At 32.7% G+C, this 22,079-nt stretch carries 21 protein-coding genes, 1 tRNA gene and 1 pseudogene; 4 read left to right on the forward strand and 19 right to left on the reverse strand.

The features are described 5' to 3' along the window. Positions 1-62: 62 nt before the first annotated feature. The 15 genes and pseudogenes from pyrF to U472_RS01565 form a co-directional block, all read right to left on the reverse strand. On the reverse strand, positions 63-1,001 hold the full coding sequence (gene pyrF, locus U472_RS01495; RefSeq protein ID WP_068714815.1) for an orotidine-5'-phosphate decarboxylase: 939 nt from the start codon (positions 999-1,001) through the stop codon (positions 63-65). Positions 1,002-1,091: 90 nt separating this feature from the next. Further along, positions 1,092-2,372 (reverse strand): dihydroorotase, encoded by a 1,281-nt coding sequence (locus U472_RS01500; protein WP_068714817.1) that lies wholly within the window; start codon positions 2,370-2,372, stop codon positions 1,092-1,094. Continuing rightward, on the reverse strand, positions 2,365-3,294 hold the full coding sequence (locus U472_RS01505; protein ID WP_068714819.1) for an aspartate carbamoyltransferase catalytic subunit: 930 nt from the start codon (positions 3,292-3,294) through the stop codon (positions 2,365-2,367). Before U472_RS01505 ends, U472_RS01500 begins: the two co-directional genes overlap by 8 nt. Positions 3,295-3,745: 451 nt before the next feature. Beyond that, the gene (locus U472_RS17600) at positions 3,746-4,387 is read right to left on the reverse strand and encodes a sensor histidine kinase (RefSeq protein ID WP_068714821.1); all 642 of its coding nucleotides are present in this window, start codon (positions 4,385-4,387) and stop codon (positions 3,746-3,748) included. A gap of 87 nt (positions 4,388-4,474) precedes the next feature. Continuing rightward, positions 4,475-5,210: pseudogene (locus tag U472_RS17605) on the reverse strand (MASE3 domain-containing protein); the annotation flags it as partial. Between the two features lie 165 nt (positions 5,211-5,375). After that, positions 5,376-6,431 (reverse strand): sensor histidine kinase, encoded by a 1,056-nt coding sequence (locus tag U472_RS01520; RefSeq protein ID WP_245684726.1) that lies wholly within the window; start codon positions 6,429-6,431, stop codon positions 5,376-5,378. A 131-nt stretch (positions 6,432-6,562) separates the two neighbouring features. Further along, the gene (locus U472_RS01525) at positions 6,563-7,891 is read right to left on the reverse strand and encodes a uracil-xanthine permease family protein (protein WP_068714827.1); all 1,329 of its coding nucleotides are present in this window, start codon (positions 7,889-7,891) and stop codon (positions 6,563-6,565) included. Between the two features lie 148 nt (positions 7,892-8,039). Next, positions 8,040-8,588 carry a bifunctional pyr operon transcriptional regulator/uracil phosphoribosyltransferase PyrR gene (gene pyrR, locus U472_RS01530; RefSeq protein WP_068714829.1) on the reverse strand — a complete coding sequence of 183 codons (549 nt, stop codon included), beginning with the start codon at positions 8,586-8,588 and terminating at the stop codon, positions 8,040-8,042. A gap of 247 nt (positions 8,589-8,835) precedes the next feature. Then, positions 8,836-9,747 carry an RluA family pseudouridine synthase gene (locus U472_RS01535; RefSeq protein WP_068714831.1) on the reverse strand — a complete coding sequence of 304 codons (912 nt, stop codon included), beginning with the start codon at positions 9,745-9,747 and terminating at the stop codon, positions 8,836-8,838. A 63-nt stretch (positions 9,748-9,810) separates the two neighbouring features. Continuing rightward, positions 9,811-10,254, reverse strand: coding sequence for a signal peptidase II (gene lspA, locus U472_RS01540; protein ID WP_068714833.1), 444 nt, complete (start codon positions 10,252-10,254; stop codon positions 9,811-9,813). A gap of 124 nt (positions 10,255-10,378) precedes the next feature. After that, a complete protein-coding gene (locus tag U472_RS01545; RefSeq protein WP_068714835.1) occupies positions 10,379-11,116 on the reverse strand; it encodes a TraR/DksA C4-type zinc finger protein in 738 nt (245 codons plus the stop codon). A gap of 267 nt (positions 11,117-11,383) precedes the next feature. Then, complete coding sequence (locus tag U472_RS01550) at positions 11,384-13,405, reverse strand: alpha-glycosidase (RefSeq protein ID WP_068714838.1); 2,022 nt, start codon at positions 13,403-13,405, stop codon at positions 11,384-11,386. 141 nt (positions 13,406-13,546) lie between these two features. Beyond that, a tRNA-Asn gene (locus tag U472_RS01555) sits at positions 13,547-13,622 on the reverse strand. A 137-nt stretch (positions 13,623-13,759) separates the two neighbouring features. Further along, a complete protein-coding gene (locus U472_RS01560; RefSeq protein WP_068714840.1) occupies positions 13,760-14,398 on the reverse strand; it encodes a uracil-DNA glycosylase in 639 nt (212 codons plus the stop codon). Between the two features lie 74 nt (positions 14,399-14,472). Continuing rightward, on the reverse strand, positions 14,473-15,054 hold the full coding sequence (locus U472_RS01565; RefSeq protein ID WP_068714842.1) for a hypothetical protein: 582 nt from the start codon (positions 15,052-15,054) through the stop codon (positions 14,473-14,475). Positions 15,055-15,468: 414 nt separating this feature from the next. Between U472_RS01565 and U472_RS01570 the strand changes: the two genes are divergently transcribed. Together U472_RS01570 and U472_RS01575 are read left to right on the forward strand one after the other, a co-directional pair. After that, positions 15,469-16,977 (forward strand): flagellar hook-length control protein FliK, encoded by a 1,509-nt coding sequence (locus tag U472_RS01570; protein ID WP_068714844.1) that lies wholly within the window; start codon positions 15,469-15,471, stop codon positions 16,975-16,977. Between the two features lie 55 nt (positions 16,978-17,032). Continuing rightward, on the forward strand, positions 17,033-17,308 hold the full coding sequence (locus tag U472_RS01575; RefSeq protein WP_068714846.1) for an EscU/YscU/HrcU family type III secretion system export apparatus switch protein: 276 nt from the start codon (positions 17,033-17,035) through the stop codon (positions 17,306-17,308). On the opposite strand, the gene nth is transcribed toward U472_RS01575, so the two are convergent. Together nth and U472_RS01585 are read right to left on the reverse strand one after the other, a co-directional pair. Continuing rightward, a complete protein-coding gene (nth, locus tag U472_RS01580; RefSeq protein ID WP_068714848.1) occupies positions 17,300-17,965 on the reverse strand; it encodes an endonuclease III in 666 nt (221 codons plus the stop codon). The two genes, U472_RS01575 and nth, sit on opposite strands and share 9 nt — an antisense overlap. Positions 17,966-18,091: 126 nt before the next feature. Then, positions 18,092-18,907: an alpha/beta hydrolase gene (locus tag U472_RS01585; protein WP_068714850.1), complete on the reverse strand. Its 816-nt coding sequence runs from the start codon at positions 18,905-18,907 to the stop codon at positions 18,092-18,094. Positions 18,908-19,213: 306 nt separating this feature from the next. Here U472_RS01585 and U472_RS01590 point away from each other — a divergent pair, with 306 nt between their 5' ends. Together U472_RS01590 and U472_RS01595 are read left to right on the forward strand one after the other, a co-directional pair. After that, positions 19,214-19,561, forward strand: a complete 348-nt coding sequence (locus tag U472_RS01590; RefSeq protein ID WP_068714852.1) for a YmaF family protein — start codon at positions 19,214-19,216, stop codon at positions 19,559-19,561. A gap of 80 nt (positions 19,562-19,641) precedes the next feature. Beyond that, the gene (locus U472_RS01595; RefSeq protein WP_083189695.1) at positions 19,642-20,070 is read left to right on the forward strand and encodes a YmaF family protein; all 429 of its coding nucleotides are present in this window, start codon (positions 19,642-19,644) and stop codon (positions 20,068-20,070) included. Positions 20,071-20,346: 276 nt separating this feature from the next. Here the strand turns inward: U472_RS01595 and ribH are convergent, their stop codons facing one another. Both ribH and U472_RS01605 read right to left on the reverse strand, forming a co-directional pair. Further along, complete coding sequence (ribH, locus tag U472_RS01600) at positions 20,347-20,820, reverse strand: 6,7-dimethyl-8-ribityllumazine synthase (protein WP_068714853.1); 474 nt, start codon at positions 20,818-20,820, stop codon at positions 20,347-20,349. Between the two features lie 55 nt (positions 20,821-20,875). Continuing rightward, positions 20,876-22,075, reverse strand: coding sequence for a bifunctional 3,4-dihydroxy-2-butanone-4-phosphate synthase/GTP cyclohydrolase II (locus U472_RS01605; RefSeq protein WP_068714855.1), 1,200 nt, complete (start codon positions 22,073-22,075; stop codon positions 20,876-20,878). Positions 22,076-22,079: the final 4 nt, after the last annotated feature.

The raw sequence follows: 22,079 nt of genomic DNA on the forward strand, positions 1-22,079 counted from the left end.
CTGTATATTTATTAAGTTGTTTGTATTATTATACATTAATTATTCATACTTGTAAACCGTTATTACCAAGATATTTTTCCTGCCTTTGCTAAAGCCTGATTAATAGCCTCTCTCATCTCAATAATAGCTTCTCTAGCAGCCTCTTGATAATCATCACTATATCTATCTTGTTGATAGGCAAATATAATCCCCCGTGAAGAATTAATTATTGCTCCGTAACCATCACCATTAAAAGCAGGGATTACATCAGCAGCAGTTCCACCTTGAGCTCCATAGCCAGGTACTAAAAAGTAGCTATTTTTCATTATCTCTCTTAATTTTGCTGCCTCCTCTGGATAGGTAGCACCTACTACTGCACCAACAGCACTATATCCTCTTTTACCGATTACCTCTTCTCCCCACTTACTTACCAATTGAGCTATCTTTTCATAAATCTTGACTCCTTCGCTCTCTAAATCCTGTAGCTCATGGGAGGAAGGATTTGAAGTCTTAACCAGTACAAAGATTCCTTTATCATAATCACTACAAGTCTCTACAAAAGGATTGATTCCATCAGAACCTAGATAAGGTGTTACTGTTAAAGAGTCAGAATTACTCTCTAATTTCTGCTCATCCCAGAACTTAGGACTTCCTAAATGACCATCAGCATAAGCCTGAGCCGTTGAACCAATATCATTTCTCTTAGCATCATTAATAATTAGCAAACCAGATTCTTTAGCATAAGCTACTGTCTTTTCAAAAGCCTTAACACCCCAGTGCCCATACTGCTCATAAAAAGCCATCTGTGGCTTAACTATTGGAGCATAATCAGCAACTGCATCGATAATCCCTTGATTGAACTCTAAAATTGAATGATAAACCGCTTCTAATGTAGTTCCATATTCAGCAACTGCTTTATCTGTAATCTCTGTAGGAATCTGATCTAACCTCGGATCTAAACCTACACAAACATGGCTTCTCTTCTCATCTACCTTCTCCATCAATCTATCAGCAAAATTCATCTAATCCACTCCCTTTTTAATAAGTCCCAGGTGATGAGTAACAAGTGACAAAAAAGAGATTATTAATAGTTACTCGTCACTCGCTACCCGTTACTTGTCACTACTATAAACTATCTTTCCACCTACAATGGTCATCACTGCTCTTCCTTTTAAGTTAAATCCTACAAAGGGTGTATTCTTGCTCTTAGATACTAATTCTTCAGTTTTTACTTCCCATTCATTATCTATATCTATAATAGTAATGTCAGCATCTTTGCCAACCTCTAACTTACCTTTATCAACTCCGATTACCTTAGCAGGATTAATAGTTAGCTTAGCAATTGCATCCTCTAAAGTCAGAATTCCTGGCTCTACCAACTCAGTTATTACTAAGCCCAAAGCTGTCTCCAAACCAACTATTCCAAAAGGAGCATAATTATACTCTACATCCTTCTCTTCCTCAGCATGAGGGGCATGGTCAGTTGCAATTACATCAATCGTTCCATCCTTTAATCCCTCTTTAATAGCCTCCACATCCTCTACACTTCTCAATGGTGGATTCATCTTAGTATTAGTATCAAAACTAGTAATTACCTCATCTGTTAAGGTAAAGTGATGTGGTGTTACCTCACAAGTTACCTTTACCCCTCTTTTTTTGGCCTGCCTTACTAACTCTACACTCTCTTTAGTACTGATATGGGCGATATGAACCTTAGCTCCAGTCTCTTCTGCTAATAGTATTTCTCGTCCTACCATTACACTCTCAGAAGAGCTTGAAATTGGATTTAAGCCAGTTATTGTTGAATAGTATCCCTGATTAACAACTCCATCACCTGCTAAGTTCTTATCCTCACAATGGGAGATTATCGTTAAATCAAAGTCCTTGCTATAATCTAAAGCTAATCTCATCATCTCAGCATTCATTACTGGATGCCCATCATCAGAGATTGCTACTATCCCTGCCTCTCTCATATTAGCAATCTCAGCCAACTCTTTGCCTCTACTTCCTTTGGTAATCGCTCCAATTGGATAGACATTCACTACTCCATCCCGTTTTGCTATCGATAATAGTCCTTCTACCAAAGTCTGATTATCAATCACTGGGTCTGTATTTGGCATACAAGCAACTGAGGTAAAGCCACCCTTAGCAGCCGATTTTGTTCCTGTCTCAATGGTCTCTTTATGTTCAAAACCTGGCTCTCTTAAATGGACATGGATATCAATCAATCCTGGTGATATTACCTTACCCTTTACGTTAATTATCTTAGCATCTTCTGCTACTAAATCCTTTCCTATCTTAGCTATCTTATTATCAATAATTAAGATATCTCCTGTTTTACTTCCTTGAACTGAATCTATTATTTTTCCGCCCTTTAATAATAGTTTACTCATTTCTACTTCCTCCTAATAAGAGATATAGTAAAGACATTCTGATAGCAACGCCATTGGTTACCTGTTCTTCGATTACTGCTTCCTCACCATAAGCTAAATCTGAAGAGATTTCAATTCCACGATTGATCGGTCCTGGATGCATTACAGTTACATCATTTTTAGCTAATTTCAGATGTTCCTTTCTTAATCCATAACGCTTAGTATACTCTCTAATAGTAGGGAAATATCCTTTATCCTGGCGTTCTCTCTGTATTCTCAGTAGATTGATTACATCTACACCTTCTATCCCCTCTTCTAAATTATTATAGACTTTAACTCCCATCTGTTCTATTCCAACTGGAATTAGAGTACTTGGTCCAATCAATCTTACCTCAGCACCTAATTTGGTCAATCCCCAAATATTTGAGCGTGCTACTCGACTATGCTTGATATCACCTACAATAGCAACCTTCTGCCCTTCTATCTTACCCCTTTTCTCTTTAATAGTATACATATCTAATAAAGCCTGAGTGGGATGTTCATGGGCACCATCTCCAGCATTCAAGACCGGCATATCTATAGTTTCAGCTAATAATTTTGCTGATCCTGGTATTCCATGGCGAATTACTACTGCATCTGCTCCTAAAGCCTTTAATGTCTTAGCTGTATCAACCAAGCTCTCTCCTTTAGTTACACTACTACTCTTAACTGACAAGTTCATGGTATCAGCACTTAAACTCTTAGCAGCTAGCCCAAAGGATGAGCTTGTCCTTGTACTTGGCTCATAAAAGAGATTAACGATCAACTTCCCCCTCAAGGTAGGAACCTTTTTAATTGGTCTCTTTAAGATATCTTTCATCGATTTTGCAGTCTCTAAAATTAGCTCTATTTCTGATTTACTGATATTTTCTAACCCTAATAAATCTTTATCTTTCAATCCCATTATAGCACCTCCAATTTTTATTATAAAAATTAAAAATAATCTAATTGTCTAAATATAAAAAATCCCCTGCCAGAAGATTGGCAAGGGACTTTTTTATCAAGGATTTATAGCAAAAGATATACTAATCCTAAATATTAGTTTTAGACCTTGCTAATCTCTCTGGATTAACTTAAAGGTAAATATTCAATTTTTAAAAATTTAAAATATCAGTTAAATTACTAATGGTATAAAAAAATCCCCCCACCAGCTTAAACTAGTAAGAAGACCTTTTAATAAGCTTAACTCTTAATTGAATGTATACCAGATTACAATATCTTTGTAACATTAAATTAACAGTTAAAACTACTTCCTTTACTAGTCTCACAGGACTAATTTAAAAGAAACTATCATTTTGTTATTAATAGAATATTATCACATCATCGATTTACTGTCAACTTTTTTCTACATTTTCTTATATTTTAGGCAAGTTACAGATAAATTTTGTACCAATTCCTTCTTTACTTTCGACATCAATCTTACCATCATACTCTTCTAATAAGGTCTTAACTATATACAAACCAAAGCCTCTACCTTCTCCTTTAGTAGAATAGCCTGGCTCAAAGATATTATTTAAAAGACTTTGAGAGATAGCAGGACCATTATTATGGATAATAATATCAATACCATTTCCTTTATCAAACAATGAAACTGTTAACTTTCGTTCCTTCCTAGGCAGTTTAACCAAGACATCAAAAGCATTATCTATTAAATTAAATAATATCTTTAAGACCTTATTTAATGGCATGGCAACATTTGATAAATCACTATCAAGTAATAGTTCAAAATCAACCCCCTTGTCTTCAGCTTCCTTCTTTTTAGACATAAAGACACTATGTATAATATTATCTTCCTCTAAATCTGAATCCACCTTATCTAAATCTAAATAGGTACCTTTAATATAATCTTTAGCCTCTTTGACCCTATCTAATTGCAACATTGTATATATAGTCTGTAATTCATTCCTAAAGTCATGGCGCTGTATTCTAAGCTCCTTAATCTTATCCTCTTTCAGTTTTAACTTAGTATACTGTAATTCTAACTCCTGTTTAGCCAATATACCATCACTAATCTCCTTAATAAAGATATTTTTAAAGAAATAAGAAAAAGCAATAAATTTACGCGTTGTGCTAGTTAAATTTANGAAATTTATATATATGTAACAGCCAATATGATAGGCTAAAGACTTCAACTTTAAAGAGTGCTAAACTCTCACAAAATAGTAAAAATATAAACCCCTTAAATATGTAAAAACTAAGCTCTTTCTTGTAAGATACGCACCCTTTAATATAGATATATATATTTATGACTATCATTAAAGTTAATAATAACTTAACTAAAGGCATGACATTTGCAAAGGAAAGCCATATCTTAAAAGTTAAATAAAAGATAATAAAGGATGATAATAAACTAAATAGGATAGTAGAATAAAGATAATATTTATTTCTCTCTTTCTTATCTTTAATCAACCAACTTAATAAAATAGCAAAGACCACTATTAGTCTAGTACTGACTGCAAAGACCTCTGAACTACTATTATATTTTAAATAAGAGTTATTAAAGACCAAGATAGAGTGAATTAAATTCATCAAACCTGCAAACAAGAACGTTATAGAAATAAATAGACTCTTTACATTATTATTATGACGATAAGAAAAGACCAGTAATAAAAAGACATTGATACATATTAATGAAATTAATAACTCTAATATCCCTTCTAAAGAATTAAAATCTAATATATTTAGAAGAAAGCTTTGAGAAATATTCATATCCTCTTTGAAAATAAATAAACCTTTCAATACTAAAAAAGGTATCAAAACTAGAGAAAGAATATCAAGATATCTTCTTAGACTTTTATAACCTGTTAAACTATATTCCATAAAATCACCATCTTATTTCTTAATAATACCGACTTAACATGCAACATTCGACAGAGTTTAAACATTCCCCTGCATAAAATGAAAATATTTTAACAATTTATGATTAAATATTAAATTATCTAACTAAAAGAAAACATCTGTAAATAAAAGTAAATTCAAATTAGCTTAGGTCCTCTGAACCTTAGGCAAGGTACAGATAAATTCTGTTATAAAATCCTCCTTAGTTGTAACATTAATCTTGCCCCCATACTCTTCTAATAAGCTCTTAACTATATAGAGACCAAATCCTCTATCTTCACCTTTAGTAGAGTACCCCGCCTCAAAGATACTAGCTAATAGACTCTGTGGAATAGTAGGTCCATTATTTTGTACAACCAAATCTATCCTATTTTGTTTATCTAATAATTTAACCCCAATAAACTTATTATCTTGTGAAGATTTGTCCAAGACATCTAGAGCATTATCTATTAAATTGAATAATATTCTAAAGAGTTTCTTCTGTGGTAGAGCAATCTGCTCTAAATTAGCAGTCGATTTAACCTCAAAATCTATTCCGGCTCGTCTAGCTTCTTCTCTTTTAGGTAATAATACCACAGGTAATAAAGAATCCTCTACCAAACTCTCTTTAACCTCCTCTAAATCAGAGCATAACTCTTTTAAGTAGTTTTTTACCTTATCGACCTTATCCAACTCTAACATAGTATAAATAACCTGTAATTGATTTTTAAAGTCATGCCTTTCCATCTTTAATCTCTTAATATCCCTCTTATATGAGTTCAATTCTAGCTGATTGACCTCAGATTCTTCTTTACCTAAGTTACTTTTAAAGGGATTTTTACCAAATGTAACTTTAAAAAAATATAGATATAATGCTCCTTTCAAGAAATAATAAAGATGATAACTAAACTCAAATAACTCTCCTTCTAGTTGAAAGAATCCTAAAGAGTACTTTAAAATAATTATACTTATCAACAATAGAGTATCTAGCACCAACAAAAAGAATAACTTTCTATTATAGGCAGCTTTATTTATTAATATAGCAAATATATTCCAACAAATAAAAGCAAATAGGATTTCTATCAATATTCCACTCAAATAATTACTTCCACCAAAGAGAGAATTGGAACCTTCCCAGAATGTCAGTAATAAATTAATACTCAATATTAAAGTCAATATCAAGTTTACATAATTAAATCTCTGTCCCTTTGTCCCATCTACCATAACTTTCAATTCAACCACCTTTATATTTTAATATATTACTTTTTACAATATTAGGCAAAAAGAACAGAAATCCTCCTTTTATATTGAACAAAATTAAAAAAATCTCCAATTTAAATTGGAGATTTTTTTTATTAAGCTACATCTTCTCTTTTAACTTTTTTATTAGATGACTTTTTAATTCTAGGTAATAGGATGTTAAGTGCTATACCAACCATAGCTGCTAAGCCCATCCCTTGAAATTCTAACACTTTAATCTGATTTACAATAGTCTGAATTATCGCTACATTATCTAAGTGTAAAAACTTAGATATAGCTATAAAATCTATTGTTAAAGGTATTCCACTGATTCCAATAACTAAGATTGTTGAAACAATAACTAGATTTCTATTTATACTCAAATCAACCTTGTTATCTATTAAAGTTCTAAGTCCAATAGATGCTATCATTCCAAAGAGTAAGATTACAATTCCACCCATTACAGCTTGAGGAATGGTCTGAATCAAAGCACCTATCTTTTGAATAAAACTCATAGCCAAAACTATCACTGCTGCCATCTCTACAATCACTGGGTTATGAACCCCTGTTAAAGCCAATACCCCTATATTCTCTCCATAAGTTGTATTAGGTGGACCTCCTGCTAAAGAAGCAAAGGCTGTAGCAACTCCATCACCTAATAATGTTCTATGCAATCCTGGCTCTTCAATAAAGTTCTTGTTTACAGTTTTGGATAATGCTAGAACATCTCCCAAATGCTCTACCATAGTTACAATTGCTACTGGAGCAATTAAAGCGATAGCTGAAATACCTGCTCCCCAAGAATCTAAAGCAAAGATTGAATTAAACTCTGGTAGGGCAAACCAACTAGCTGCTTTTACTGCTGAAAGATCTACTAAACCATTAAAGGATGCAAAGATATATCCACTGATAATCCCCAGTAAAATTGGAATTACTTTAAAGATTCCTCTTCCTAAGACACTTACTCCAATAGTCACTGCCAAAGTAAAGATTGCTGTTGGTAGGTGAGTCATTGCCATATCTTTAGCTACTGGAGCTAAGCCTAACCCGATAGTCATAATTACAGGACCTACTACTACAGGTGGTAAATAATTATCGATAAAATCTGTTCCAATCTTATGAATTACAGCTGACATCACAATATAAATTAGACCTGCCACAAAACAACCAAGTAAAGCTGCTGGTAAACCATAACCTTCTTGGGCTGCAATGATTGGGCCGATAAATGCAAATGAAGAACCTAAGTAAGCAGGTACTTGCCCCTTAGTAATTAGATGAAAGATCAAAGTTCCAACTCCAGAAGTAAACAGAGCTACAGCTGGATTTAAACCAGTCAAGGTTGGAACCAATACTGTAGAACCAAACATTGCAAATAGATGCTGTATTGCCAATATTAAACCTTTAGATAAAGTTATATTATCTTTTGCTAACCTTTCTTTAACCATAGTTATCTCCTCCTAAATGTTTGTTTAATATAAAAAATCCCTAAGCCTGTGAGACAAAGGGTTTAGAAGAAACTAATATGGTTATATTCAGCTAAAAGCTCTCTATAACTCCCCTTATAGCCTCGCAGGACTACTTTAAAAAGGACTATTACTTATTATACTCTTTTAAAATTACTCCATCTTTACCATCTACCTCTTTAAGATTAACACTAATTACTTCAGACTTGGATGTAGGTAGATTCTTTCCAACAAAATCAGCTCTAATGGGAAGTTCACGATGACCTCTATCTACTAGGATAGCTAATTGTATACTCTTAGGTCTACCTAAATCCATTAAAGCATCTAAAGCAGAGCGGACAGTTCTACCAGTATAAAGTACATCATCTACTAAAATGACCTTCTTATCAGTGATATCTACAGGAATTTCTGTCTGATGAACGATAGGCTGATTAGCAATAGTAGTCAAATCATCACGATATAAAGTAATATCTAAGATACCTTTAGGAACCTTCTTTCCTTCAATCTCTTCTAACTTACTAACAATCCTTTGGGCTAGAGGAACTCCACGAGTTCTAATTCCAATGATTATAACATCTTCTAACCCTTCATTCTTTTCAATTATCTCATGGGAGATACGGGTCAAAGCACGTCTAATCCCATCACTATCTATCAATTCCTTTTTTACTTTTAACTCCATTCTTATTCCTCCTAAGCAGAATAATCTCTGAAACTATAAAAGCCTTCTTACTAGTAAGAAGGCTGGATAATCTAAATAAACTTTAGTTATAACTAATAAGAAATTTATAACTAAATCTCCACTCCCCTTACTAGCCTCACTGGACTAATTTAAAAAGGTTTTAAAAACGTCATTATTTCTTCTTGTCTAGGAAAGTATATCAAATAAATTTACTTATGTCAACAAGATTACCCAATCTTCTTAATCTTTATTCAAGACTATCTAAAACTTCTCTCATATCATCTAATAAAGGTGCTTCAAACTCAACCCATTCTCCTGTTCTTGGGTGATAAAAACCTAATAGATGAGAATGTAACATCTGCCGTTTCACATCTAAAGTCTTTTGATTATATCCATATAGCTCATCACCAACAACTGGATGCCCCATATAATCCATATGTAGACGAATCTGATGGGTTCTTCCTGTCTCCAAATTGACCTCTACCAGTGAGTGTTTAGTATAACGTTTAAGGACTTTAAATGTAGAGACTGCTTTCTTACTATTTTTACTGGTAACAGCCATCTTCTTTCTATTTTTAGGATCACGTCCAATAGCAGCATCTATCTTACCTTTTTTATACTTAACTTTTCCTTCTACCAAAGTCAAGTATACCTTTTTAGTATCCCGCTCTTTAAATTGCTCTGTTAAATTAAGATGAGCTTCATCATTTTTAGCAACCACCATTGCTCCAGAGGTATCCTTATCTAGTCTGTGTACAATTCCTGGTCTAATTACCCCATTAATTCCTGATAGGTTATCACAATGGTATAATAATGCGTTAACTAAAGTACCATCTTCATTACCAGGTGCAGGATGAACCACCAAATTAGGTTGTTTATTGATAACAATTATATCATCATCCTCATAGATAATATCTAAAGGAATATTTTCAGCCTTTACTTCCAACTCTTCAGGTTCTGGGACAAGTAACTCTAGCTTATCACCTAATGCTAACTTATAACTCTTTTTAACAGGACTTCCGTTGACTAAAACCTTATCATCATCAATTAACTCTTGTAAATAACTTCTTGATAAGTCATCATTATTCTTAGATAAAAATTTATCTACTCTTTTATTAGTATAATCAGCTTCAATTACAAATTCTCGTTTATCCCTCATCATTTATCACTCCGTCTAACAAATTTAAATTTAAGTATAAGTTCAATTAAAACTCAGACTAATCTATTCTTCCCCTTGGTCAACAATTAAAATCCAATAACTAAAGATTATTACTGAGATTACAATTGCTGAATCTGCAATATTGAAGACAGGCCAAACTCTAAAATCAAAAAAATCAACTACAAATCCCAACCTGACTCTGTCAATAAAGTTACCGATAGTACCACCTAAAGCCATCCCTAAAGCAATCTTATTCCAGCTACTTCCTAATGGTAATTGGCGATAAAAATAAAATAATAATGCTAATACTGCTAAAGTAATGATTATAAAGAAAGGTAATTGGTTCTGTAAAATTCCAAATGCAGCCCCTCTATTCTGTACATAAGTTAAATGAAAGATATTCTGAATGATTGGTATAGATTCTCCTAAATTAAAATTATCTAAGACCAAATACTTTGTAACTTGGTCTAAAACTACAGTTGCTAAAAATATGATAAAAATAATCATCATCTTCAACTCCATCTACTAAAATTGTTCATATCAGCCTTATATATTAAATTATGACCGATTCAAAAGAACATATAACATTTTAGCATAATTAGCATGAAAAAACAAGAGAGCAAGCTAGTGCTTACTCCCATTCTTTTCTTCTTCTCTTCTGCCTTTGACCTGTGAGCTGATCATCTTTATCTATGACTTCACCATCACCCAAACTTTTATCCATAATTTCATCACCCCAATCGACCAGTCCTTGGTCTTCATCAGCATCAATATAAGTGTCATCATAATTGACTGCTCCAAGAATGTCTGAGGGGGTATTAGATGTACCATATTGTGCTACATCCTGCCAAGCATCTTCACCATCATAGCCATTATAATCTTTAGACTCTCCACCAGTAGCTCCAATATCATCATTCATAGCAAATGGGTTTCCATTATGAAGAGAGTCTATAGCATTTTCTTCAATTGGTCGTGAATTGTGTCCATTTGTACCAATTCTTAATTCACTTTTGGACTTACAGTCAAAGCAGAAGGTACTATATGGCATAGCCTCTAATCTCTCGGGATTAATCTCTTTACCACAAGAGTCACAATGACCATACTGCCCTGTTTCAATCTTATCTAGAGCATCATCGATCATCTGCAATATCAATTGAGCATTACCACGTATACCAATATCTTTAGCCCTATCAAAAGTATTAGTACCCTGATCGGCAGGATGATTATCATAAAAGGATAATTCTCCTGTTGAATATCTTAAGCTATGACCTAAGCCTTCATATCCTTTGTCATCAACCTCACCTATCTGATGCAACATACTCTGTTTTTCCCATAATAACTTCTTCTTATAGTAGTCTAAATCTTGCATAATTTATTATCCCACCTTAATTAATGATAGTTTCTAAAGAGTAAGCTGTAGTAATATTATTGTGTTAATGTTTTTTATTATCTCTTTACTATCATTGATTAATTTACCCCAAAATAACAAATTTAATTATAGAATTTTCAAAAGTGGATTAAAGTTAAGTTTGAGTATGAAGTTTAGATAGTGTTCATATAAGTTAAAGCACTAGATTTTAATCTAGTGCTTTAACTTATATTATTTTTCATTTCTCTAGTGATAGCTCATCACTAGCTACTCATTATTATCTACCTTTAAAATAGCTACACTATAACCTTCCAGATTAATTTTAATCTTATTATCTTCTACTTGATACTCTTTATTAGATAATAACTCTATAAATAAACTTGTATCTATATTTAACTCTTCTAAGTCAAACTCTAACTGGGTAACTAAATTACTATTATTAAAGATAATCAATAATTGATTATTACCCTTTTTACGAGTAAAGGCATATATATTATTAATTGCATCCTTCTTTATTAAGGTAAAATCACCAGTCCTTAAAGCTGGATTATCTTTTCTGATAACAATTAAATTTTTATACCAGTCAAACATCTCTCTGTCCTGCTTCTTTTCATCCCAAATCATTGTTCGTCTACAATCAGGATCACTTCCACCTTCCATAGCTAGCTCATCACCATAATAAACCATTGGAGCACCTATATAGGTCATCTGGAATGCTACCGCTAACCTTTGACGCTCTTTATCACCATCTGAAATAGTTAAAACACGCTCTGTATCATGGCTATCTACTAAATTCAATGATGCTAACTGAGCAGGCAACTTATATAATGTTCTAACCTTAGATAGCCTATCCTCAAAAGTATTAACATTAATCTTCCTTCTACAGAAGAAATCCCAAACTGATGTTGCAAATAGATAGTTCATTACACCATCAAATTCTTCTCCACCCAACCAAGGGGTTGCATCATTCCATACCTCTCCTACAATATAGGCTTCAGGGTTAGCCTCTTTTACTACCTTTCTAAACTCTCTCCAGAAATAATGGTCAACCTCATCAGCAACATCTAATCTCCAACCATCTATCCCTATATCTTCAATCCAATATCTAGCTACCTCCAATAAATACTCCCTTACTTCTGGATTAGCAGTCTTCAACTTAGGCATCTTCCAAACACCATTAGCGAAGGTTTCATAATTAGGATAGATAATCTTTGCCAATTCATCAACCTCAGCTGCTCTTTTCCAGAGCTCATGACTATCTAATTTAGAGATATCTTCACCCTTGTTACTCTGTTCTATAAGATAATCTACCAAACCTAAAACATAATCCCTATCCTCTTTACTCTCTATCTGTAATTGAACAACTATCTCCTCTTTCAAACCATCTAAGCTTATTGGATCTGGTTGAAGTAGCTTCTCTATAACCTCATTTGCTATCTCTCTAGTTAAACTAGGAGCTTTCTTTACAGGAAAATCATAAATATAATACCAATCTTTATATTTTGAATCTTCACCTTTCTCTATTATATCTTGAAAAGCAAAAAATTCATCACTTGTATGATTAAATACTCCATCAAAGATAATCTTAATTCCACGTTGATGAGCCTGATTAACTAACTCTTTACATGTATCTATATCACCAAACTCTGGATCAATTTCCATATAATCTATAGTATTATACTTATGGTTAGTAGAAGATTTAAAGACAGGGGTTAAGTAGATTGCTGTAATACCTAGCTCCCCTAAATAATCTAATTTCTGAATAATCCCTGCCAAATCTCCCCCATAGAAAGAACACCATTTTGGCATCTCACCCCAATCTGTGAGATTATCAGGATTAATATTTGAATTTCCATTACAGAATCTATCAGGAAATATCTGATAGAATACTGCATCTTTAACCCAGCTAGGTATATCAAAATAATCCTTTTCACAAATATATGTATATTGAAAACATCCATTATAATCTATCACATCTTTGGCAAAACCATAACTAGAATAATAAAACTGCTCTGTACCATCATCTAATAAGAAATAATATTTAAATCTCTTTTTGGAAAACTGCATCTCTGCTCTAAAGTAATCAAAGAATTCATCTGAACTATACCTGTCCAACTTAAGAGTAAAACGTGGTGAACTACTATCCCAATCTCTAAATCTCTCATCATAGACTACATGTACCTTCTTCAAATCTCCCTTTTTTGCCCTTAACTGTATAAATAGTTTATCATCAGCTATTGGATAAGCATAATTTCCATAAGGTTGATGATAAACTGCCTCCTTTAACATAATCAAGCCCCCTTCTATCCTGAAAACGTTTTCACAATATGAATAATCTTCTCCCAATAAATTAAGTAACTGTAAGATTATAATTACTTGCCTACTTAATATATTCTATATCAATTTTAAATAGTCCTGCAAAAAATAAAATGGCTCCCCGAGCAGGACTCGAACCTGCGACTCGATGGTTAACAGCCATCTGCTCTACCAACTGAGCTATCGGGGAACACTAAGAAGTTATTTATTTGATTTGATATCTTAATTATAAAGCAATCTCTACTTTATGTCAAACTAAAAATTATGGAATTTATATAAGAATTCGGAAATTTATTTTCTATTCATTAATTATTTCTTGACTATAACTTATACTTCTTCTCCTTGATTTTTCAGCTCTAAATATCTATTATAAGCTTTCTTTATCTTTAAAAAATCCTTCCAAACAGGTAGCTTCTTCTTTTCATCTCTTAATAATGCTGCAGGATGAAATGTAGGTAGAAAATAATAACCCTTAGACTCAAACCATCTTCCCCTAATCCTAGTAATACGCCCCTTTGGGTCTAATAATCCACGTAATGCAGTTGACCCCAAAGGAACTATAATCTTAGGGTTGACCAATCTAATCTCCTGTGCTAAAATCCAGAGACAGCTCTTCATCTCATCAAATGTAGGTTGGCGATTTCCAGGAGGACGACACTTAACCACATTAGTAATATAAATATCCTCACGTTCAATCTCAGCAGCATCTAATATCTTATTTAATAGTTGCCCTGCCTTACCTACAAAAGGAATTCCTTCTTTGTCCTCATCAGCACCAGGTCCTTCTCCTACTAACATCAGACCCGCTTTAGAATTACCATTACCAAAAACAACCTGTTTAGCCTTATCACATAAAGAACAACGTTGGCATTTAGTAGCTATAGATTTTAGTTCTTCTAATGATTTAAATCTACTTTCACCTTTCTCATCAAATAACTCCAATTGTTCCTTGGAATAAAACAGCATCAAACCACTCCTGTATAGCTTAATAATAAAAAACCAGTAGATTTACTGGTTTTACTAATTTTTTATTCTCTTAATTATACTAAGAAATTAGGATAAGGTTGTATTAAATTATATAAATTAGCCTTTTTTTCATCTAATTCTTCTACTAAAATTCCCTTCCAATCCAGATTCTCCTTATTCTCAGTTAATAGATAATCTAAATGCTTGTACAATTGACTGAACTCTTTCTTTTCTAATAGTAATTTTTCTTCATAAAACCATTTACCAATACTTAGTAATATATTAATGTTCTCTTGGTTAAGTTGAAATAGCCTCTTCTCTTTTAATTTAAGAGATCTCTCTAAACGTACCTTCTGTTCTTCTGCATTTTCTTTAGTCTTTAGATTTAAATAGACCAAATTTTCAAACTTCAATTCCACATTAGCAACCTCTTCTTTTAAGTTAAAGATACGATTTTGAAGTTGATTACAGAGTAACAGATTATTAATTACTAAAGTCAACAAATCTTTTATATCAACATTTAATTTATGATCATAATTTAAGATAATCTCTGAATAGTTCTTTACAACCAAACAGCCTAATGAGATAAATATATTCTTTATATCACAGTTACTAATCTTAAATTCCTGATATTTATCTATAGCCAAATTTAACATTAGATGAATCAGCCCCCACTTATCAAACTTATTAAAATCAGTTAATTTCGCAAAATAATTACTGACCATAATAATTACGAAATTCCCTGAAACTCTTCAAGCCTTGAATTCAACTTAAAATCTAAAACAAATGATTTGTTATTTTAAAGAAGGTTTGTAACTAAAAATATAGAATCTATTGAGTAAGAAAGTAATTGTTATTCCCTCTAATTGATTGGAGATTCCATTACCTTCTTAGTACTTGTCCAATTAAATATTTAAGTTAATTAGTCTTATAATTTAGAATTATTAGGATAGATTCTGATGTATTATTTATTACTTAACTTTCTTTACTATAATAAATATAAAGTCTATAAATGATTATTGAAAAATCTAAAAATTATAGATACTTTGAATATCTTACGAGGTGATGTTATGATTAGAATAAATAATAGTCCAATACTAAATAAGTATAACTTAAATAAGGATAAAATGTCAAATTCAATTAAAGAAGATATAGGTCAATATAAGAAGAATTCTTTAACTATCGACGAATTACTACATAATTTAAAGTTAGAATTAAATAAAACTAATAAAGCCATTTTGATAGAACTCATTAAGACAAATATGCCTTTAAAAGAAGATTTCTTTGCAGATATTAGTAAATTTCTCGATAGCTTTGAAGATAATTCTTCTACAGAGGATCTCCAAACTAAAATAAAGGTTGCCTTATTATTAAAGAAGTTAAACCTCCCTCTTAATATTAAATTCTTCAAATTATTTAAGGAAAATACTAACTTAAAAGATAATTTATTAAAGGAGCTGATTAATTGGAGCAGTAAAGATACTTTAACTAATATTAATAATAAGCAGGAAACCTCTCAAAATAAAAATAATCTTCTTAAGGAATTTAAACTAGAAGATAATTCCAAGAATAAAGAGATTTTAAAATCAATGTTGAAATTTGGTATAAAGATAAACAAAGAGAACTTCATTAGTATCTCTAAAGAGATTTCTACCTATGATTTTAAGCAAATAGAAATTACAACATTACTTAAAAAACTACAATTACCTACTAACAACCAAGCTTTAAGGAATTTATTCTCTCAGCTAAAACTTACAGATTCAGATAATCTAAGTACATCAATAGAAAAGTTAGTCTCCACTTTGCTAACTAAGGAGTCCAAAACCGATTCTTTTACCTTAATCTTTCCTAAAATTAGAGAAATAATTGACGAGAATCCAAAGATACTTCTTGAAATTAAGGAATCCTTATCTAAAAGGGAGTTTAATATTTTAAGTAAGAAACTCAGCCTTTCTTCTAAAGAAGAAGTCAAGATTTTAAAGAAGTTGGTCAAAGAAGAATTAATCCCAAAAATAATTACCCAAAATAACTTAACAATAGAGAACTTAAAAGATTCTTTAACAACTATAAACTCCAATAATGATAAGGCAGATAAACTCTTAAAGGCTCTATTTCATCTCACAGGAAATAATTCTGAAGAGATATCTCAAAGTAGTGATAAACTACTAAAACAACTACTTACTCATAGAACACTTAATTATAATAACGACTTAACAACTCTCTTCTTACCTTTTTTTATCGAAGAGAATATTAATTTAGCTGAAATCCAAATTGACCAAGAAAGTAAGAGAAACTCTTCAGAGAATAATGACTTAAATTTATCTTTTGCAGTCAGAACCGCCAAACTTGGCGATGTAGAAATTAAGCTCAAGATTAAGGATAAACAGATTAATGGGTTATTGAATACTGATAATCCTAAAACTTTAAGGTTATTACAGGAAAATTTAAATCAATTAAGGACAAATTTAGCCAATAGTAACTATCAAGTAAATTATCTTCATTGTAAACTATCAGAGCCAGAAATAATTACAAAGAATGAAGAAGGTATCAAAATGACCAATGTAGATTTTAAAATTTGATAAACTTAAAACCTTTCAATTCCCAACTATCAAGTTTGAAAGTAGGTGATTTAAATTGAAGAAGAATAAGAAAGAAATACAAGAAGAAGCTGTTGCTTTAAAATATGATTCAGTAGAGAACTCTGCACCAATTGTGATTGCTAAAGGACGAGGAGAGTTGGCAGAAGAAATTATCAAAAAAGCTAAAGAATGTGAAATCCCTATCAAAGAAGACAGAGATTTAGTACAAGTACTATTGCAACTACAGTTGGGTGAAGAGATACCTGAAGAGCTCTATACTGTGGTAGCAGAGATTTTAAGTTTTATCTATAGTTTAGAAGAGCTAGCTTAAATCTTCTGCTGCCTCATCAAGTTCTTGATAGTAATTACAGTACTTTTTGACAGGACACTCAAAACATTTAGGTCGCCTTGCTTTACAGATATTTCGCCCATGGAATATCAACCAATGGTGAGCAGGTGACCATAACTTTTGGGGAATAACCTCCATTAAATCCTCTTCAGTTCCTCGTACATTGTCACTATCAGCTAAACCAATCCGATTTGAAACTCGAAAGACATGAGTATCAACAGCAATAGCATCCTTACCAAAGATAATACTAGTCACTACATTAGCCGTCTTTCGCCCTACTCCTGGTAACTTCATTAACTCTTTTCGCTCTTTGGGCACTTGACCATCATACTCATCTATTAGCATCTGACAAGCCTTTATAATATACTTGCTCTTATTTCTATATAAACCAACCCCCTTAATATGCTCCTCTAACCCTTCTGGCTCTAAGGCAGCAAAATCTTCTGGAGTTTTAAATTTTTTAAATAAATCTTTAGTAACATTATTTACCTGTTTATCGGTAGTCTGAGCTGACATAATTACAGCTATCAATAACTCAAAGGGATTACTATAATGTAATACCGTCTGTGGCTTATCATATGTATCTTTTAATATTTCTAATATTTCTTCTGCTTGATTACTACTTTTTAGATTCTTCATTTATTCTCACTCCTCTGCTTATTAACTTATCCATTATTAAAAGAATTTCTTCATATTTTAATAAGGTTTATCCACACTTTAAATCTATCTACTATATCAACCTTTCTCTTAATCTCATATCAGACTCTATTTAAATACTTCCTCCAACCACTCTATACAGAGCTTCATCCAGGTAGCTACATGGGGGTAAGTACCCATCTGACCATTATCTGTCTCTTCAGTTGCTAATGATAGACCATGAGGACCCTTAGGATAGAGATGAAATTCAAAAGGTACCTTCTTTTTACGCATCTGTTGGACAAATAACAGACTATTTTCTACTGGTACAGATATATCCTCAAGGGTATGCCAAATAAATGTTGGTGGTAGTTTTTCATTGACTTGAGTTTCTAGAGACATCTCCTTTAATAATTCTACATCAGGCTCAGCTCCTAAGAGATTATTAAAAGAGCCTTGGTGAGCAAATTCTCCAGCCGTAATAACAGGATAAGATAATATTAAGGCATTAGGCTTATTCATTCCAATTTCAATTCCTGGAACATCTAGATATGGCTTTTCCCAATGTACACCTAGACTAGCTGCAAGATGACCTCCAGCTGAAAAACCACATACCGCAACATTTTGAAAATCTACCTTCCATTCATCAGCATTTTCTCGAATTATACAGATTGCACGTGATAAATCAAGTAAGGGCTGAGGATGCTTGTTAGGAGCTACGCTATAATCTAAAACGAAAGCATGAAACCCTGCAGAGTTAAACTGTAAGGCTATTGGTTCAGCTTCTCTCTCAGAGGTATATTCATATCCTCCACCAGGACAGATTAGAACAGCACCTCTCTTTTTATCTCCAGCTAAGATAAAGGTCTCTAAAGTAGGCTCAAAAACACCTTCTTTACTTTCTAAAGAATTATCTTCCCATATTTTTATAGTTTTATTTATCAATTCAAATCCTCCTTAATTATAATTAATATATTAGAATATAAAGATAGAAAAAAGACATTTTTTTCATACTAACAAATACTATTTAGATCTTCTTATTTATCCTTATTTTATCATTATCCAGATATGCATTCAATTGGAATTCAGTTGAATTTGATAATTATACAATATGATAATTTATATCTTAAATTTAATTCTCAAATTCAATATCAGTAAACTTCAATCAAACACAACTAATATTTATTAACCAAGAAAAGTAACACTCAAATATTGATAAACATATTATAAATGAGAAAAGGAGGGATTAGAATGGGAAATTACCCTGATGATGGTGAAAGACCTGTTAGAGATAGAATATACCACCTACATAGATATAGGGGGACTACTTCTAACGAAGATAGACATGACCATAATTATGAGGCGGTTACTGGACCACCTATCTATGAGAATAACACCCACTATCATGGTTACCACTCTACAACTGATGTTGTTGAAAGGCACAGGCATAGTTGCCAAGGAAGAACTGGACCAGCAATTCCAAATCTTTTGGGTCATACCCACATACTTGATGGAAAAACAGAGTTTGAAGATAATCATAGACACAGTTATCAAAGTAAGACTTCCAATCCAATTATCAAAATTAGCAACAAAGACTGATAACTAATATCTTATCTTTATAAATTTGTAACCAACTAAGATTTATCCCATATCATAATCTTAAGAAAGGAGGGATTTAAGTGGGCAGATATCGTAGAGATAGAGAACGTAGAAGAAATTCAAGGGATTCTGACTATCGACGAAGACCAAAGAACGAAAATCCAGATTTTCCGGACTTTCCAGACTTTCCAGACTTCCCAGACCTACCTGAACCTGAAGGAAGACAGCATGTGCATAACTATCGTGGTATAACCTCTTATGATGATAGACATCGCCATAGATTTGAAGGTCAAACAGGTAGACCTATCCATAATGGAGATACCCATTACCACAATTATCAAGGTGTAACTACAACAGATGATGGGCACCAGCATCATTATCGTGGTAGAACTGGACCAGCAATTAGAACTAGACGTGGTCATACCCATGAAATGGCAGGAGAAACAAGTCTTAATGATGGACATCGCCATAGTTATGGAGAGAGAACTTCTCGTCCAATTCCAGAGTAATAATATAAAGTAAAAATTTCATCTTATATCCCATTGATTGATAATTTTATATATAGATTTCATTAATTTAATATACCTTTTTAGTAACTATTTCCTGATCAATCACATACTATAGGATTAACAGGAAAGGGGTGACTATAATAAATGGGAAGGTATCCTAGAAAATATGATGATAAAAGAGGAAGAAAGGATAAAAGGCACAAAAAGAAAAGATATTCCACTGAAAATTAATAAAAGTAAGGTGAGCATTTTGCTCACCTTACCTTATTTAAAACCTTAAAATTGATTCATTAAATTTGCCATCTCTAGTGCTCCAACAGCTGCTTCCCAGCCTTTATTTCCTGCCTTAGTGCCAGCTCGCTCGATAGCCTGTTCAATTGTATCTGTTGTAATAATTCCAAACATCACTGGTAATCCACTGTCTAAGCTCACCTTAGCTATACCTTTAGATGCTTCTGCACAGACATAATCAAAGTGTGGTGTAGCACCTCTAATTACCGCACCTAAGCAGATAATAGCATCATACTTATTTGTATTTGCCATTCTTTTAGCCACTAAAGGAACTTCAAAAGCTCCAGGGACCCAAGCAACCTCTATATCCTCTTCCTTTACTCCATGGCGCTGTAATGCATCCAATGCTCCACTTAATAACCTACTAGAGATGAATTCATTAAACCTTCCCACTATAATCCCAAATTTAAGTCCTGTTCCTACTAATTTTCCTTCATATGATTTAGCAAAGTTATTCATTTTTTATTTCTCTCCTTTATTTACTTATTATATTAAAATTCAACTATCAACAATACTAATTATTCTCCAACATATGCCCTAACTTCTCTTTTTTAGTCTCTAAATAACCCTTATTAGCACAATTAGCTTCCACCTGATGGGGTACTCTTTCTAATATATTTAGTCCATACCCTTCTAGTCCTACAATTTTACGAGGATTATTGGTCATCAATCTAATACTACTCAAACCTAAATCAGCCAATATCTGTGCCCCTATTCCATAATCTCTCATATCATCAGCAAAGCCCAATTCATGATTAGCTTCCACAGTATCTCTACCTAGATCCTGTAAATGATAGGCCCTTAATTTGTTAGCTAAGCCTATACCCCTTCCTTCTTGGCGCATATATAAAACTATGCCCTCTCCTTCTTCTTCAATCCTTTTTAGAGAGGCTGCCAACTGATCACGACAATCACAACGTAATGACCCCAAAGCGTCTCCTGTTAAGCACTCAGAGTGGACTCTCACCAATACATTCTCTTTTCCTTCTACTTCACCTTTGATAATAGCCAAATGACACTTATCATCAATATCATTCTCATAACCAATTACTCTAAAGTCACCAAATTTGCTTGGAAGCTTTACTTCTGGTAATGGTCTAATCAACCTATCCTTATTCATTCTATACTTGATTAAATCTGCTATAGTAATTATCTTTAAATTATGCTTTTTAGCAAATTCCATCAACTCAGGTACTCTAGCCATAGTTCCATCATCGGACATAATCTCACAGATTACTCCAGCTGGATAAAGCCCAGCTAAACGAGCTAAATCAACTGCTGCTTCAGTATGTCCAGCCCTTCTTAAGACTCCACCATCTTTGGCTCTTAGAGGGAATATATGACCAGGACGAGCTAAATCAGTAGGTTTAGTCTTAGAATCAACTACTGCCTGAATAGTCTTTGCTCTTTCAAAAGCCGAGATTCCAGTAGTAGTATCCTTATGGTCTATAGATACTGTAAAGGCCGTTTCATGACTATCAGTATTATTATCTACCATCTGATTTAAGCCTAATTCTTTTAAACGATCTGCTGTGGTTGGCAAACAGATTAAACCTTTACCATATGTAGCCATAAAATTAATACTTTCAGGGGTAGCCTTTTCAGCAGCCATTAATAGGTCTCCTTCATTCTCCCTCTCTTCATCATCTACTACAATTACCATCTTACCTGCTTTAATATCTTCAATTGCTTCTTCTATTTTATTGAATTTCATCTTA

Origin of the sequence: Orenia metallireducens, assembly GCF_001693735.1 — a bacterium.
GTDB lineage: Bacteria > Bacillota > Halanaerobiia > Halobacteroidales > Halobacteroidaceae > Orenia > Orenia metallireducens.